Genomic DNA, 15,516 nt, shown 5'->3' on the forward strand with positions numbered 1-15,516 from the left:
CTTAGACCATCACGGTGTTTAGCAGGAGCAGGGCACTGCCACCAATGAGGGCTTCGAGGCCATACCGCTGGGAATAGGTATAGGTGCAGGGGCGCAACACTCGAAACTGCCCTTGAAAGCCCCGACTGACCAAAGCAAGCTGAATGGCTTGATAGCGATGCAGCGATTGTTGCAGAAGCTGAGCTGCTAAGAGACTGACACTGAACAGCCAGCGCGATCGCCGTTGATAGCCTCCCCGCGCCCGCTGCGCCAACTGCAGCGTGAAGGCAGTTTCGAGCAGGGTGAAGATATAGCGGTACATCAGCATCAAGACATCGAGGACGAAAGCGGGAACGCCCCAGCGCTCAGCCACTGCCAACAGTGCTGGGAAGGGAGTCGTCAATAAAATCAATAGTAAACAGGTGCTGGCAACAATTGTCCGCAGTCCTACCGTTAAGCCTTGGTGCAATTTCTCGGCACTAATAAAAAGCGACCAGCCCATTAGGGAGATGTCACTAAGCACCACTTGCCCCGAAGCCCTTAAAGTCTCCGTCGGGATGATTTGCACCACTAACCCTGGCAAACTCACTAGCCAAAACACAGCCACTGGAGCTAAGAGGGTGAAGTAAACCCGCCACGGAATGCGGGCATAGCCAAGAATCCAAAGGCTAAGCCATAGCCAAAGCAAGCTCTGGATAAGGGGGCGAGCAAAAAATGTAAATAACAGGCTGGCGATCGCAAAAATCAGCTTTTGTTCGGGGTGCAGATGCCGCAGACCATTGGTGTAGGCGTAGGTATCGAGGTGATGGTGCATTCACGCCCTAGGATCCTTAGAATGTCGAGGGGTTGCTGAACGGGCGTGGTACTGACCGGCAATAAAGCCGATGACCCCCGCCCCTAGGGCTGCTTGTACCGCAAATAGGAGCGATTCCACTTCACTACTGGGCGGCTCAAAAAGGGGTTTTGCCCACGGCTGAAAGTCTGGCGCCACCTCCTGAATCAAGTCCTGCGCTTGGGCATCGGCACCTTCAAAATTCCCCTTGACGAAAAGTAAAGGAAAGATGCCCAGGGCAACGGTTCCTGCTCCGAGTAGGAGGGCCGCTATTTTTTTATTCATCAAAAACCTCCACCATCTTTCTGCTGCACAGCCTCGAGTGCCAGTTTTTACCAGTTTTTAAGATCAAACGTCCCAGAAATAACCATCCTTCAGTAGCCAGTAGAGTCCTTTAGGGCAACTCTTCCTCAGGCAAGAGTCTTAAGGCCTGCAGTTCTGCAACACAGTAGGTCGTCAACCAGTGCCACACCAAGACCGTCAGCAGCCCTTCACTGATGGCGAGGGGAATCTGTGTGACTGCAAAGAGGGTGCCAAATTTGGCAAAGGAAGTGGCCACGCCACCCCCGCTGTCGGGAAAGGCCAAGGCCAATTGGAAAGACGTCAAGGTGTAGCTACCTACATTGCTAATGAAGCTAGCCCAAAACAGAGCGATCGCCGGCTTTGCTTTCAAACGAGACGCGCCGCAGTAGGTAAGCCAAGCCAACCACGGTCCTACGACAGCCATCGAAAAGGCATTGGCTCCCAGTGTCGTCAATCCACCATGGGCAATGAGGAGGGCTTGAAAGAGCAACACCAGTGTCCCCAATACTGCCATCAAGGGAGGCCGAAAAAGAACCGCCCCAAGGGCAATCCCCATGGGATGGGAACAGCTGCCAGTCACCGAGGGAATCTTCAAAGAAGAGACAACAAAGGCATAGGCGCCTGCCAAGGCAACCAGTAGGGTGGATTCGGGGTGTTGTTTGATCTGTTGCTGCAATGACCACAGTCCCCATGCCAAGAAGGGGAGAAAGGCCAGCCACCAACCCACAGCCCACCCTAAGGGCAAAAAGCCCTCGCTGATGTGCATGGCCAAGGCGGGATTAGGACTCGCTACCACGAGGTATGTAGTCAGAAGGGCGATCGCCCCCAGGGACGCATATCGCTTTGCTTGACTACGTTGGACCATATTACTAGACATAGCCTCCAATCCAAGTAGCTCCCATCTTAGGGGTCAACCGATTGCCTGACTATCCCTAGTGGGGGCTTCAACGGATAAGGAAAACAGCCACCCATAGCTCAAGAATTGATTGGTAGCCAGATCTCAAAGCTGAAATATGCATAGACTTTGATGTAGTCGGTATAACAAAATAGAAGTCTAATGGGATTATTAAATCCATAGGTACAGTTGCTATGTTCCCAAGGGGGGTGTCATGAGTGAACTAACTGCCTTTAGTCATTCCTTGAGCAGCGGTTATGAAGTAGTGGTGATCAAGCCGCAGTCCCTCAGTGATACCACCTTGATTGTGCAAGCGCTGCGGGCGGACAAGGCAGTGATTCTCAATCTGGAGCACCTTGATGTGGCTGAGGCACAGCGCATTTCCGATTTTGCCGCGGGTAGCACCTATGCCATCAATGGCCATCAATCGCGCCTTGGGGATGGCGTCTTTCTCTTTACCCCCAACGTGATTAATATCCAGGAACGCACAGCAACACCGACACCCGCCGGACTGGTCTGAGCAAAGCTGTTGATGAACCCTGAGGATCTGCTCACCGTCAGCGAGTGTCAAGAGATTGATCAACTGCTTTTGCCCGCAGCAGATCGCTTTGCGATTCGAGTGGCGGTCTATGCCCAGCGCTATCTGCGTACCAAGGCTGAAGGGAAACCCCTCGAAGACCTGACAGAAGCTCAAGTGTATGAACTCATTGCCGCCGATCCGCGGTTGCAAGTGGAGGAAGCACGCCAGGGGGGATTTATGACCTGGTATGGCCAAATTCTCGTCAGTGCCCTCAAGCAACTACGGCAAATAGCTGAAAGGGAGAAGGTGCCTATTGCCGAGCTAACCATTCCCCAGATTAGTCGCTGGTTTGAGCAGCAGTGTCAGGCACGCTTGCGATCGTCCCCGCCGTTACCTTAAGAATTTGCGCCTGCTTGCGCCAAGGGGTTGCGAACGGGGCAAGGTGGGTGGTGGTAATCAGGGTTTGGTGGCGATCGCCCATCACCTCCAGCAAGATTCCCTGTCGCTGCAAATCCAGTTCGGCAAGAACATCGTCCAGGAGCAAGAGGGGCACATCCCCCACTACCCGTTCCAGCAGTTCCAGTTCTGCCAACTTCAGTGCCAATACCAGTGTGCGCTGTTGACCTTGGGAAGTAAATTGGCGAGCCTGTTGCCCGTTGAGCCAAAAGCCGACATCGTCACGGTGGGGACCCACAAGGCTGGTTTTTTGCAATCGTTCAATCGGACGTCGCATCGCCAAAGCCTCATAAAAGGCGGCAGCAATGGCTTCAGAGGTGCCAGCGCCAAGGGGCACATGGCTTTCATAGGTCAAGGTCAAAACCTCGCGATCGCCACTCAGCACACCCTGCCAATGGTGTGCCAAGGGCCCTAAGCGCTCAATCAGTCGCTGTCGGCGTCGGATGATGCGGGTGCCATAGATCACCAACTGCTGATTCCAGGCTTGCCAGAGGGCTTCATCCCACGGTTGACTGTCAGCCTGTTTGAGGAGCGCATTCCGTTGGCGCAGGGCTTTTTGGTAGGTTTGCAGGAGCTGGCTATAGAGGGGTTCTAGTTGTACCAAAATCCGATCTAACCAGTGGCGGCGAATGGCCGGTGTGCCCCGCACCAGTTCCAAATCCAAGCAGGAAAATTCCACGACATTGAGTTGACCCAGAAATTCCGCAGTGCGCTTGACCGTACAGCCGTTGACCCGTAGGACACGACCTGAGAGGGGGCGCAAGCTCACCGCCAGATCAACGGGGATGCCTTGGCGCTCAAGGGTGGCTTCAATTTGGGCGCTCTCTTGTCCCTGCTGAATCAGGTCGCGATCCCGATGGGTGCGATGGGATTGCAATGTGGCCAGCCACTCCACAGCCTCCAGCAGATTAGACTTGCCCTGGGCATTGTCCCCCACGACGATGGTTTTCGGCGCAGCAAACCTGATCCATGCATCACTGTAGTTACGGAAGTGGCGCAGATGGAGTGATTGAAGAAACACTTAGCAGCCCTTACCAAGCCCACGTTCCCGGTGCCCCCTTAAATGGGCCAACAATCTCCGGAGTGATCCAGCCACCATAGAAGGCCCCCGGCTGCGGAATCACCACCACACCATCCACGGTGCATTCATCCATCAAAGCAGCATAGAAGGCAATGTAGTGGCGGATCGGCGCAAAGGCAGGGGTGGGTTTCGGGTAGAACCAGGCCGCATTAGCCGCCTGGCGATCGCCCACCTTGACGTGGTAGTAGGCTCCTTGTCCTTTCCATTCACAAAAAGTTTGCCGTGCCGAGGGCACCAGATACTGCAACTGTACATCCTCTGGCGGAAAGTAATACACCGGGGGGTGACTGGTTTCAAGGACCCGCTGTCCCCGCCGGGTGTCGGCAATCACCACGCCATTAAAGACCACCCGCAGGTGTTTTGCCGTGGGTTCCACACGGGGTGGACGGGGATAGTCCCAAACTGATTCTTGGCCAGGGGGAATCCGTTGCATGGGGTCTCAGCTCCTGAACATCCTGCTTTGACAGTAACCGTTATCGCTCAAATATCGCTCAAAGCTGGGAACTGGTTTGTTGCTCCACCAAGCCCTGTTCAATTGCCAGGCGCACCAGCTCAGCCCGATTGTGAACTGCTGTTTTTTGAAAAAGGCTACTGACGTGCTTTTCAATCGTTCGCGCGCTCAAGTGCAGGCGATCGCCAATCTGGGCATTGGAGAGTCCCGCCACCAGCAAAGCCAAAACGTCCTTTTCCCGCGGCGTCAGATCCACCCTAACGCGTTGGCTTTTCGGGACAGAGAAAGGCTGCTGTCGCCGCTGCCACTCCATTTGTACCAGTTGGGCCCGATCGAGTAGGTTGCGCACCACCGCTGCCAACTCATTGAGGTCAAAGGGCTTGGCCAGATAGACATCGCCGCCGGTACGATAGGCACGAATTCGCTCCTCCAGTTCCGTGCGCGCCGTTAGGTAAATCACTGGCAGTAAGCGTAATGCGGGATGCTGGCGGACCTGCCGCACCAACTCATAGCCATTCATATTGGGCATGGCAATATCCGTAATCAGCAGGTGAGGTTGATAGCGATGGATCATTTCCAACGCTTGGGCACCCTCTCCCGCCGTCAGGCAACAGTACCCTTCGGATTCCAAAAAGCGACTCACCGACAAGCGGATGCCGGGATCATCGTCGGCAATGAGTACCGTAAGGGACATAGGAAATTTATGTCTCCACTAGACCACAGTATTTCTCCACACAGCGGACAAACAGCTCAACCCCAATACTTAAAACGGTTTCATCAAAGTCAAAGCGGGGATGGTGGTGGGGAAAATCTAACCCCAGTGTGCCATTGGCTGACCCCAAAAAGAAGTAGCAGCCTGGAACAGCTTTCAGAAAAAATGACATATCCTCCGCCGCCATCGTTTGACAATGGGACGTGACTCCAGCCGGCACCTCGACGACCGATTCCGCAACAGAGCGCACTAATTTCGCCATTTTGGCATCGTTGACCGTGGGGGGATACATCCGCTCATAGTGAAAGCGATAGGTGGCACCATGACTCTGGCAGATACCAGCAATCACCTGTTCAATGCGCTGGGGTAGCCAGTCCCCCAACTGTGGCTTAAAGTATCGAACTGTGCCCCGAAACGTTGCCGTATCGGCAATCACGTTTTTTGCGGCGCCCGCGTGCACTGCCCCCACGGAGATCACGGCCGTCTCTAGGGGATCCACATTGCGCGAGACGATGGTGTGCAACGCTGTAATGATTTGAGCCACAACGAGCACAGTATCCACCGTAAACTGGGGTAAAGCCGCGTGTCCTCCCTTGCCGTGCACCTCACACTCAAAGAATTCCGCTGCCGCCATCAAGGGCCCACTACGCACGCCCACCGTGCCAACGGGCAGAAAATTCCAGAGGTGCAGGCCAATAATGCCATCCACTTTTGGGGCATCGAGAACCCCGGCTTCAATCATTGGTTTGGCACCACCGGGACCTTCTTCGGCCGGCTGAAAGATGATTTTGACCGCACCAGCAAAATCGCGGTGAGTCGCCAGATATTTCGCAGTGCCGAGGGCGATCGCCGTATGACCATCGTGCCCGCAGGCGTGCATTTTCCCCTCATGGAGAGAGCGATAGGGCTTATCGTTTTCCTCCTGGACTGGCAGGGCATCCATATCAGCGCGAATTGCCAGCACAGGCCCCGGTCGAGATCCCGGAATGACCGCCACAATGCCCGTTTCGGCAATGCCAGTGCGATGCTGAATGCCCCATTGCCGCAGTTTTTCACTGACAAAGGCCGCTGTCAGGTGTTCCTGAAAGCCCAATTCCGGTCGTTGGTGCAAATAGCGTCGCCACTGCACAAGTTCAGGTTGGAGGGCAGCGACCTCCGGACGCAGTTGGCAGTTCACTTGGGGAAGATGGAAGGCCATGGAACAGTCTTTAAGATTTTGTTTAGGATGCACTTCTAGGATAAGGCATGCCCTTAGCTAGCGGCTTGATATGGTATTCAGCCCTCAAGGCAACTTGGGTGCCACTTACTTCCACCAGTCCTAGGATTTTCTTCGTCAGCACCCCCTGACTTAGGAAACATTTGTTATTATGGCAGGTAGCTCTCTAGGGCAAAAATTAAAATAGTTCAGTATTGGATATTACAATTTGCCAATTCTGACTCCTAGGGTCTCTTCAGCCAAACGAGGATGTTATGGTTCAATCCCTTCAGTACTCCATTGAACTCGTCAAAGATGAGGCACGACGACTGGTGGCCAAAGGTGTGGTAAGTCGGCAGCAGCCCATTTATACCCTTTGCCAGTTTGTGCCCGTTCGGGAGTGGCCCCTCATTGAGGCAGAGTTAGAGCGCTGTGATTTTATGCTGCGCGATCGCATTGGTGACCTCATTGGTCGTGAATGCTGGGACAACGACTAAAGAGCAATAAAGAGCAATCCGTAAGGGCACCTACTTCCCCCACTGGGCAAATCCTAGGACGTGGGTGCCTCTAAATCCTGCTGTAGGTCTTGGCGAAGAGCTCGCAGCGTTTCCAGAAGCGTCTGAATATCTGCGGCCAAGTCGGCACTTTCGCGGGGAGCAGGCTCAGGGGTGGAAGGGGATGGCGGCTCCTGAGCAATAAAGGCTTGAATCAGTTCCCGGGCCTGGGCTTCAGTGAGTCGGCCTTTCTCAGCGCAGACCGTGGCCAGTTGCCGGGCATCCACTCGCAGTTGCATCAGGTATTCTTGGCGCTTGGCTTCATCCTGTAGCGATTCAATGGCAGCGGCCGCAGCTCCAATACCGGTGTAGTAGAGTTGCTGTACAATTTCCAGGGGATTGCGATCCATAGAGTTCATCCCGAAGCAGACTATCCCTTTTACTCTACGGGAAATCTCTCGTCCTCATCAAGGTTGAGGAAAGCGGCTGCGGTAGAGATGGACAATTTTACTCACTACCTCATCGATCCCCAAGTTGTCAGTACAGACTTCTATCGCATCGGCCGCTTTACGAAAGGGGGCGTAGGCGCGTTGCTGATCCGCTGTGTCGCGAGCGGTCATCTGAGCGAGTAATTCCTCATAGGAGAGGTCGCATTGTCCCTGCTGTTGTAATTCCTGCCAGCGGCGCTGGGCACGCTCTTCGGGGGAGGCCGTTAGGAAAATTTTCAAGCCCGCCTCTGGAAAGACATGGGTGCCAATATCACGCCCTTCAGCAGCGATTCCGCCATTGGCCCCGATCGCCCGCTGCTGTTGTACCATTAGCCGCCGCACACCGCGCAGGGCGGCAATCTGGGATACCCGCTGCGTCACCTCTAGGGAGCGAATCGCTTGGCTGACCTCGCGATCATTGATCCACACTCGCGTTGGTTGATGGGGATCATTGCTTTCAAGACGCAATTGGCAGTGGGCGATCGCCTCTACGATCGCTGGCTCATCCTGGAGATCAATGTTATTTTCCAAGCACCACCAGGTTACCGCCCGATACATGGCACCGGTGTCAAGGTACTGCAACCCTAGGGCTTGGGCAGCCAGTCGCGTCACGGTTGACTTCCCGGCACCGGCAGGGCCATCCACGGCCAGAATCGGCAGGCGGCGATCCAGTAGACAATTGTCAATGAGGCGCGTTTGCCCCACCCAGCCAGCGATCGCCAACAGACCGACGGTCTCAATGCGTTCCAAGGGCACAAGGGTCTGGGGATGCACCAATTCGGCATAGTCGAGGCGCAACTGGGGAAACTGGCGCAGATGATCTTGAACCTGGGCTAGAAGCAGACTCGCTTCCAAGCAGCCCTGACGGAATGCCGCCTGAGCCACCTCCAGGCTTTGGCTTAAGGCAAGGGCAGTGGCGCGCTCCTTAGGACTCAGGTATTGATTGCGGGAACTGAGGGCAAGGCCATCGGCAGCGCGGACAATGGGGCAGCCAATGATCTCCACGTCCAGATTCAAGTCCGCTACACAGCGGCGAATAATCGCTAACTGCTGGGCATCCTTTTGCCCAAAGTAGGCGCGATCGGGCTGTACCAGATGCAACAGCTTCAGCACAATTGTTGCTACCCCGCGAAAATGGCCGGGGCGCGATCGCCCACAGAGGTGTTCCGTTAACTCCCTTGGCGGCTCCACCACGGTCAACTGCTCCATCCCCGTTGGGTAAAGCTCAGCCACACTGGGCACAAAGAGCAGATCCACCCCTAACTGCTGACAGAGGGCAGTATCGGCCTCAAGGGCACGGGGATAGCGTTCCAGATCCTCTTGGGGACCAAACTGCAGTGGATTGACAAAAATACTGACAACAACCACATCACACTCTTGCCGTGCCCGCTGAATCAAGGCAGCATGCCCCCCATGGAGGGCCCCCATTGTTGGCACAAAACCAACCGTGGTTGCGGCAGAGAATGTGCCAAGGGCAGTCTGTAAACCCGCCGTGGTGGTTAAACGGTAAAACTTACCCATAGAGTGCTTCGGGGGCGATCGATGGAGTTTTGATACAATCTGTCATATTACAGCCCTTTTCCCACACAGAGAAGCCACGCAAGCTGGTGAAAACTACGATCCGATCAGAGAGGCTTTTTAGGGTATCCCGATTGTAGAAAGGGTCTGTTCAATGCCCGGGCCTGCTTTTTTGACCAAAGTTTGTACATTTGTTGCAAGGGCTTTAATCTTGCGGGCAGGTTTTCTAAAATTCAGGTACTTTCGTTTTTCTATACTTGCAAACCCTGTAACACGACGCCAAGTTTCACCCCCCCTAGTCAAAAGCTTGTTTTTTAACTGGAACCGTTAAGGATACGCCGCGAGGATAGCCCCTATGGCCAACGAACTACAAAACAGCTTACAAAAATACCGTTTCGTCTGCACCCTCACCTTCGGGGATATTTATGGCCAAGTCATTGTTTGGCTGATTGTGATCTTTATTGGTTTGGCTGCCTCCCTCACCCTCTACAACAATCCAGTGCAGGCGTTTCTGGTCGGGGGACTAATTTTGGTCTTAACCTTGCCCTTTTTACTTTTTGCCTTTGTCACGACTCTGCTCAACCATATTGAAATGCGACCTGTGACAGTGACAGAGAAGAAAAAACGTAAAGATGCCGCCGTGGCCTCAACCACCGAAGTGGCTGCTGCAAATTAAAAACCCGTAAAAACAGCGGGCGATCGCTCCCCACACTGAAATTACCCCTGCAGGCCTATGATGCTTTACTGGCTGACATTTTTGCAGGCATTACCGACACCAGAACTGTCAGCACGACCCCGAGCGCAAACCCAAGCCACGCTACTGGCGGAGCCTCCCCCCATGGTCATGGGTAATCTGGGCGGGCTGCTCTTCTTTCCCGGTGTTATTGCCGGCATTGTAATTTTGCTGCTCCTGAGTATTTGGGCCTACACGCGCGTCTATGTCATTACCCCCAACAATGAAGCCTTTGTGCGCACGGGGGGGATTTTTGTTAAGAAAAAAACCGTGATCCTCAATGGTGGTTGCATCGCCCTGCCAGGGTTCCATGAATTGACACGGGTACCACTGCGGGAGATTTCCATTGATGTAGAGCGAACTGGCAAATTGGCGGTGCGTACCCGAGATTATCTACGGGCTGATATGCGGGTCACCTTCTATGTCTGCATCAACCCCACTGAAGAGGATGTCCTTACCGCTGCCGCTCGCCTTTCCCAAAATAACCGCATTACCCCCGAAGACATTAAAAATGCCCTCGAAAAACGGGCGGACGATGCCATTCGCGCAGCAGCAAAACACAAATCCCTTGCTGAAATTGACTCCGACAAACTGGGGTTTGCCCAAGAGGTGCTCAACTTGATGCAGCAAGATCTGCAAAAAGTCGGACTCACCCTCAATAACATTGCCATCTCAGAAGTCCAAGAGAGCGACACCTACGACGAAAATAACTTTTTTGATGCTCAGGGGGTGCGGCTGCGCACAGAAACTATTCAACGCTCGATTCAGCAAAAGCGGGAAGTCGAACTCTCAACGCGGGTGGCGATCGAACAGAAGGAGCTGGATGCCCAAAAACGCTCCCTGCAAATTGAAGAGGAAAAAGAAGCGGCACTGTTGAGCCAACGCTTGAAGCTGGAAGCCCTGAAAGCGCAGCGGGAGCGGGAAATTGAGGAGGCCAAAGCAGCGGAGGCCGCCGCGATTCAGCGGGCAAAGTTGCTCCAGGCCCAAGTGGTCGAGGAAGAAGCAATCCGCAAAAAACTGGCCATCCAACAAAAGGAAATTGAGGCCAGCATTGAACTGGAGGAAAAAAATAAACTCCTGAAAGTGACGCAAGCCCAGCAACAACAGGAGGCAGAAATCGCCGAGATCAGTCGCCAGCAGCAGGTGCAGGCCAACCGTTTACAAGCGCAGGTGGCCATTGCAGAGTCCGAACGTCAAGCGCGCCTTGCCCAAGAGGACGTGGCGATCGCCGTTGCCACCAAGAAAAAAGAAAGTCTGATGGCCGAAGCCGAGCGGGCACGGGCAGAATCTGCGGTCACCACCGCCATCGAAGTGGAGAAAGCTAATCGCCACAAGAACCTAGCCATCATTGCCGCAGAACGGGAAGCAGCTGAAAAACGGGTACTGGAGCAAAACGTTGTGGAAATTGATGCTTTTCGGCGGCGGCGGCAAGCGGAAATTGCCCAACAGGCAGCACAACTGGAGGCGGAAGCGATTCGCACCCTTGCTGCGGCCAACCGCGATAAAGCCCTTGCTGAGGCCGAAGGAATAGAGGCCATGCTCGCGGCCAAAAATGTCATTAGCAACGCTAACTTGACAGCTCAAGTGATTACAGCCCTCTGGCCAGAACTGGCACCCCAACTACCGCAAGTTCTCCAAGCCCTTGCCCCCCAACCGGGGGTGATTGGCGATGCCAAAATTTATACCTTTGCCAATGGCGGCGGCACCGCTGATTTTAATAACCTGCTCCTGTCTGCTAGTGGGTTGGCCCTGATCAATGCCCTTTTTGAGGAGGGGAAACTTGGCCAATTGTTAGCACAAATTAAATCCCTTCTCCAAGACAGTACGGCCAATTCCTAAAACGTGACTGCATACCCCTAGCTGCAGGAGTGGATAACTCTTCAGTCGGGCTGGGGGGCAGAGGCATGCATAAAGGATTTATTGAATTCATCTCTATTTTCAAAATTCATAGAGCCTTATCAATAGAGAAAATATAAAAGAAAGATTAAGAACCGCCAAAGGTCAGTGTTAGTATTCTCACGAACAGATTTAGAAATGTTAAGATTCTTAATATATGTAACATATCCAGGAAAACGCTGTTAAAGCACCGTTGGCTTGGCCGCGCTCTTTAGCAGAGGCGATCGCCCATCCTATAGAGAAAACGATATTCCTAGGCCTTGAACGAATCACTGCTGTCAACCTTGAGAACGAGCGAGAGGGACTATGGATACCTCAAAAGATTTAGTGCGCACTTACCTACGGGAGATTGGCCGTGTGCCATTGCTCACCCACGAACAGGAAGTGATCTATGGCAAACAGGTGCAGCAGCTTGCCGCCATGAACGAGATTCGCGAAAAGCTGGCGGCAGAACTGAACCGTGAACCCACCCGAGCTGAATGGGCTGCCGCCGCCAACATAAGTGAAGCGGAGTTGCAGACAATTATCGAGAATGGCGAGCGCGCCAAACGGAAAATGGTGGAAGCCAACCTACGGCTGGTGGTTTCAGTGGCCAAAAAGTACATCAAGCGCAATGTGGATCTGCTCGATCTCATCCAAGAGGGAACCATCGGGATGCAGCGCGGGGTAGAGAAATTCGACCCCACCAAGGGGTATCGCTTCTCGACTTACGCCTACTGGTGGATTCGCCAAGCCATCACACGGGCGATCGCTGAAAAGGGGCGGACAATTCGCCTGCCTATCCACATCACCGAAAAGCTGAACAAAATTAAAAAAGCCCAGCGACAACTGTCCCAGCGCCTGGGTCGCGCCCCCACGATTAATGAACTGGCAGCAGAACTGGAATTGACCCCTGCCCAAGTGCGGGAATACCTCGAACGGGCACGGCAGCCCCTCTCCCTTGACGTCCGTGTCGGCGATAATCAGGATACGGAGTTAGGGGAATTGCTGGAGGATTCCGCCATTTCACCCGAGGAGTTTGCAACTCAATCCTCATTGCGCAGCGACCTCGAACGGCTGATGGCGGATCTCACGCCCCAGCAACGCCACGTCCTCTCCCTCCGCTTTGGTCTAGAGAATGGTCAACCCCTCACCCTTGCCAAGGTGGGAGAACTGCTCAACATTAGTCGTGAGCGGGTACGGCAAATTGAGCGGGAAGCCCTCAGCAAACTCCGCAAACGCCGGGGCGATATTCACGAGTACCTTGCCAGCTAGCCCATGCTCACTGACGAACAGCACCGCCAAAAAATGCAGCAGCGCAAAGCCGTGCAGGCCCAACGCCTCGCGGAGCGCACCCGTGAAAAAGGTCTGATTATTGTCCATACGGGCAACGGCAAGGGCAAAACCACAGCGGCCCTTGGCATGGTGCTGCGTTCCCTAGGGCATGGCTACCGAGTAGCAATTATTCAGTTCATTAAGGGGGCATGGGAGCCAGCGGAAAAAACCGTCCTTAGCCATTGGTCAGACCAATTGGCCTTCCATGCGATGGGAGAAGGCTTTACGTGGGAAACCCAAGACCGGCAGCGGGATATCGCCTGTGCCCAAGCCGCTTGGCAGCTGGCCCTCAGTTACATCACAAACCCCGAGTACCGCCTGGTGCTGCTGGATGAAATTAACGTTGCCCTCAAGCTAGAGTACTTAAATGTGGCAGAGGTGCTCGAGGGGCTTGCCCGCAAGCCCGAAATGACCCATGTGATTCTCACGGGGCGCGGTGCTCCCCAAGCCCTGATTGACACCGCGGATTTGGTGACCGAAATGACCCTTGTCAAGCATCCCTTTCGGGAGCAGGGGGTCAAGGCCCAGCCGGGGATCGAATTCTAAAGCAGGAGTTCCCCGGAAAAGATGGTAACCGCCTGACCCAATAGCAGCAGGCGATCGCCCCCTTGGGGTCGCATTTTAATCACGCCGCCCCGTACTGAAGCTTGATAGGCCACCAGTTCCCGTTGACCGAGCTTGGCCTGCCAGTAGGGATAAAGACTACAGTGGGCAGAACCAGTGACAGGATCCTCTGGGATGCCCAATTGGGGGGCAAAAAAGCGAGAGATAATGTCATATTCATATTTCTCGCCACGGGCGGTCACAATCAGTCCCCGGCAGGGCAGGCGGGCAATCTGGTCAAAATCGGGTTTTACCTGTGCTACCGCATCGGCATCGGCCAGTTCCACCAGCAGATCACTCCCTGCTTGTCCCATAAACAGGGGCGTTGTTCCCAGGGCTGTCATGATTGCAGCTTGCACCTGCTGATCCTCAAGGGGGGTTACGGGCTGCTGCGGAAAATCAAGGGCGATCCAATCCCCAAGGCGCTGGGCACGCAGGAGACCACTGTGGGTGTGAAATTCTAGGTCCTCCACCACCCCCTGATGCTGCCAGAGGACGTGGGCCGTTGCGAGGGTGGCATGACCACAGAGAGCCACTTCCGCCACAGGGGTAAACCAGCGCAGGTGAAAGCCACTGGTCAGCGGTACGACAAAAGCCGTTTCTGAAAGGTTCATTTCACGGGCGATCGCCCCCAAGGTCCCATCATCAAAAAACGTCCCTAGGACACATACGGCGGCCGGGTTCCCCCGAAAGGGTTCTTGGGTAAAGGCATCAACTTGGTACAGTGGTAGCGGCATCCGACCCCCGAAAACCGTAAGATCAATCCTGTAGATCGAGCAGAGGACATACTGCGTGGAACGGACATTTGTAGCCATTAAGCCCGATGGCGTACAGCGTGGGCTAGTGGGGACGATTATCCAACGATTTGAACAAAAAGGCTACACCCTGGTCGGCCTCAAACTCATGCGCGTCAGCCGCGAACTTGCGGAGCAGCACTACGGCGAACACAAAGATAAGCCCTTCTTTCCGGGGCTTGTGAATTTCATTACCTCTGGGCCAGTGGTGGCCATGGTCTGGGAAGGACGGGGGGTGATTGCGAATGCCCGCAAACTCATTGGTGCCACCAACCCCCTCAATGCTGAACCCGGAACGCTACGGGGCGATTTTGCCGTGGATGTGGGACGGAATGTGATTCACGGCTCTGATAGTCCCGAAAACGCGGAGCGGGAAATCAATCTCTGGTTCCAAACCCAGGAACTCGTGCCCTGGGAGCCGGCCCTTACCGCTTGGGTGTATGAGATGTAGGCTCATGGGTTGATTTAGAAAGACTTGGGGGAGTTTCTGGCTCCCCCACCTGCCGCTTGGAAAAGCCCCACGTAAAGCAAAGGGCAATTAGGCTAATCATCACCCAGTCAGAGGGGACCAGTTGCGGATTGATGACACGAATCAGCAGCCGCAGGCCCACTAGCGTCACCGTGAAATAGCCCGCATCCTCAAGGCGAGGAAATTCTTGGAGCCAACGAATAAATAGCTCCGCCATAAAGCGCAGCATAATCACCCCAATCGTGCCGCCGAGTAATACCAGCCAACGCTCATCCGACAGGGCGATCGCTGTGGTCACGCTATCGAGGGAAAAGGCCAAATCCGCTAAGGCCAGCAGGGGGACTGCCTGCCAAAAAGAACGAATCACCCGCTCGTGCTCATGCTCTGGCTCAGTCGTAAAGAAAAAGTACTTTGCCGATAACCACAGTAGATAAAGGGCCCCCGCCAACTCAAACTGCCAGAACTGCAAGACCCAAGTTGCTGTGAGGATGAGCCCAATCCGAAAAACATAGGAAATGCTGAGTCCCAGATTGAGTGCCCGCCGCTGTTGATCTAAATCTTCGATGCCTCGCACCAAAGCTGCTAGGGCGATCGCATTGTCCGCTGAGAGAACTGCTTCCAATGCCAACAACACCACAAGTAACAACAGGGTATCTAGTCCCCAATTGGGCGAGAGTTCCAATAGTTCATCAATCATCGGGCGAGGGAAGTTCTCCAGATTTTTGGCTGCTTATCCTTATCGTCGCACACTAGCGGCACAGCCTTTTTCCCAGGATGGAACCC

19 protein-coding genes are annotated in these 15,516 nt (G+C 54.3%); 8 read left to right on the top strand and 11 right to left on the bottom strand.

Annotation, left to right across the window (positions count from 1 at the left end; genetic code table 11):
- Position 1 precedes the first annotated feature (1 nt).
- The 3 genes from cbiQ to Q0W94_RS07640 all read right to left on the bottom strand — a co-directional run bounded on the left by cbiQ (position 2) and on the right by Q0W94_RS07640 (position 1,979).
- On the bottom strand, positions 2-793 hold the full coding sequence (gene cbiQ, locus Q0W94_RS07630; protein ID WP_297757389.1) for a cobalt ECF transporter T component CbiQ: 792 nt from the start codon (positions 791-793) through the stop codon (positions 2-4).
- Positions 794-1,096 (bottom strand): energy-coupling factor ABC transporter substrate-binding protein, encoded by a 303-nt coding sequence (locus tag Q0W94_RS07635; protein ID WP_297757392.1) that lies wholly within the window; start codon positions 1,094-1,096, stop codon positions 794-796.
- Between the two features lie 109 nt (positions 1,097-1,205).
- Positions 1,206-1,979 carry an energy-coupling factor ABC transporter permease gene (locus Q0W94_RS07640; RefSeq protein ID WP_297757395.1) on the bottom strand — a complete coding sequence of 258 codons (774 nt, stop codon included), beginning with the start codon at positions 1,977-1,979 and terminating at the stop codon, positions 1,206-1,208.
- 244 nt (positions 1,980-2,223) lie between these two features.
- Between Q0W94_RS07640 and Q0W94_RS07645 the strand changes: the two genes are divergently transcribed.
- Complete coding sequence (locus Q0W94_RS07645) at positions 2,224-2,529, top strand: cell division protein SepF (protein WP_297757397.1); 306 nt, start codon at positions 2,224-2,226, stop codon at positions 2,527-2,529.
- Between the two features lie 12 nt (positions 2,530-2,541).
- Positions 2,542-2,928: a hypothetical protein gene (locus Q0W94_RS07650; protein WP_297757400.1), complete on the top strand. Its 387-nt coding sequence runs from the start codon at positions 2,542-2,544 to the stop codon at positions 2,926-2,928.
- Here the strand turns inward: Q0W94_RS07650 and recF are convergent.
- The 4 genes from recF to Q0W94_RS07670 are packed head-to-tail and all read right to left on the bottom strand — an operon-like array spanning position 2,867 to position 6,427.
- Positions 2,867-4,006, bottom strand: a complete 1,140-nt coding sequence (gene recF / locus Q0W94_RS07655; protein ID WP_297757402.1) for a DNA replication/repair protein RecF — start codon at positions 4,004-4,006, stop codon at positions 2,867-2,869. The two genes, Q0W94_RS07650 and recF, sit on opposite strands and share 62 nt — an antisense overlap.
- Positions 4,007-4,016: 10 nt before the next feature.
- Positions 4,017-4,499, bottom strand: a complete 483-nt coding sequence (locus Q0W94_RS07660; protein WP_297757406.1) for a DUF427 domain-containing protein — start codon at positions 4,497-4,499, stop codon at positions 4,017-4,019.
- Positions 4,500-4,557: 58 nt separating this feature from the next.
- Complete coding sequence (locus tag Q0W94_RS07665) at positions 4,558-5,211, bottom strand: response regulator transcription factor (RefSeq protein WP_297757409.1); 654 nt, start codon at positions 5,209-5,211, stop codon at positions 4,558-4,560.
- Between the two features lie 7 nt (positions 5,212-5,218).
- Entirely contained in the window at positions 5,219-6,427 is a 1,209-nt protein-coding gene (locus tag Q0W94_RS07670) for a M20 family metallopeptidase (RefSeq protein WP_297757414.1), read from the bottom strand.
- A 272-nt stretch (positions 6,428-6,699) separates the two neighbouring features.
- Here Q0W94_RS07670 and Q0W94_RS07675 point away from each other — a divergent pair, with 272 nt between their 5' ends.
- A complete protein-coding gene (locus Q0W94_RS07675) occupies positions 6,700-6,921 on the top strand; it encodes a DUF4327 family protein (protein WP_024123956.1) in 222 nt (73 codons plus the stop codon).
- A 53-nt stretch (positions 6,922-6,974) separates the two neighbouring features.
- Here the strand turns inward: Q0W94_RS07675 and Q0W94_RS07680 are convergent, their stop codons facing one another.
- Both Q0W94_RS07680 and Q0W94_RS07685 read right to left on the bottom strand, forming a co-directional pair.
- Positions 6,975-7,328, bottom strand: a complete 354-nt coding sequence (locus tag Q0W94_RS07680) for a hypothetical protein (RefSeq protein ID WP_297757417.1) — start codon at positions 7,326-7,328, stop codon at positions 6,975-6,977.
- 57 nt (positions 7,329-7,385) lie between these two features.
- Positions 7,386-8,927: a bifunctional pantoate--beta-alanine ligase/(d)CMP kinase gene (locus tag Q0W94_RS07685; protein ID WP_297757420.1), complete on the bottom strand. Its 1,542-nt coding sequence runs from the start codon at positions 8,925-8,927 to the stop codon at positions 7,386-7,388.
- A 352-nt stretch (positions 8,928-9,279) separates the two neighbouring features.
- Here Q0W94_RS07685 and Q0W94_RS07690 point away from each other — a divergent pair, with 352 nt between their 5' ends.
- The 4 genes from Q0W94_RS07690 to cobO all read left to right on the top strand — a co-directional run bounded on the left by Q0W94_RS07690 (position 9,280) and on the right by cobO (position 13,413).
- Positions 9,280-9,600: a hypothetical protein gene (locus tag Q0W94_RS07690; RefSeq protein WP_024123953.1), complete on the top strand. Its 321-nt coding sequence runs from the start codon at positions 9,280-9,282 to the stop codon at positions 9,598-9,600.
- Between the two features lie 60 nt (positions 9,601-9,660).
- Positions 9,661-11,496 carry a flotillin family protein gene (locus tag Q0W94_RS07695; protein WP_315863113.1) on the top strand — a complete coding sequence of 612 codons (1,836 nt, stop codon included), beginning with the start codon at positions 9,661-9,663 and terminating at the stop codon, positions 11,494-11,496.
- A gap of 363 nt (positions 11,497-11,859) precedes the next feature.
- Positions 11,860-12,807: an RNA polymerase sigma factor, RpoD/SigA family gene (locus Q0W94_RS07700; protein WP_297757426.1), complete on the top strand. Its 948-nt coding sequence runs from the start codon at positions 11,860-11,862 to the stop codon at positions 12,805-12,807.
- Positions 12,808-12,810: 3 nt separating this feature from the next.
- The gene (gene cobO, locus Q0W94_RS07705; protein ID WP_297757430.1) at positions 12,811-13,413 is read left to right on the top strand and encodes a cob(I)yrinic acid a,c-diamide adenosyltransferase; all 603 of its coding nucleotides are present in this window, start codon (positions 12,811-12,813) and stop codon (positions 13,411-13,413) included.
- Here the strand turns inward: cobO and Q0W94_RS07710 are convergent.
- Positions 13,410-14,207, bottom strand: coding sequence for a PhzF family phenazine biosynthesis protein (locus tag Q0W94_RS07710; RefSeq protein ID WP_297757433.1), 798 nt, complete (start codon positions 14,205-14,207; stop codon positions 13,410-13,412). The genes cobO and Q0W94_RS07710 overlap by 4 nt on opposite strands.
- A gap of 55 nt (positions 14,208-14,262) precedes the next feature.
- Between Q0W94_RS07710 and ndk the strand changes: the two genes are divergently transcribed.
- The gene (ndk, locus tag Q0W94_RS07715) at positions 14,263-14,715 is read left to right on the top strand and encodes a nucleoside-diphosphate kinase (protein ID WP_297757436.1); all 453 of its coding nucleotides are present in this window, start codon (positions 14,263-14,265) and stop codon (positions 14,713-14,715) included.
- Here the strand turns inward: ndk and Q0W94_RS07720 are convergent.
- Positions 14,690-15,430 (bottom strand): TerC family protein, encoded by a 741-nt coding sequence (locus tag Q0W94_RS07720; RefSeq protein WP_297757439.1) that lies wholly within the window; start codon positions 15,428-15,430, stop codon positions 14,690-14,692. The two genes, ndk and Q0W94_RS07720, sit on opposite strands and share 26 nt — an antisense overlap.
- Between the last annotated feature and the right edge of the window lie 86 nt (positions 15,431-15,516).

The sequence above is a fragment of the Thermosynechococcus sp. genome, assembly GCF_025999095.1.
Classification (GTDB): Bacteria; Cyanobacteriota; Cyanobacteriia; order Thermosynechococcales; family Thermosynechococcaceae; genus Thermosynechococcus.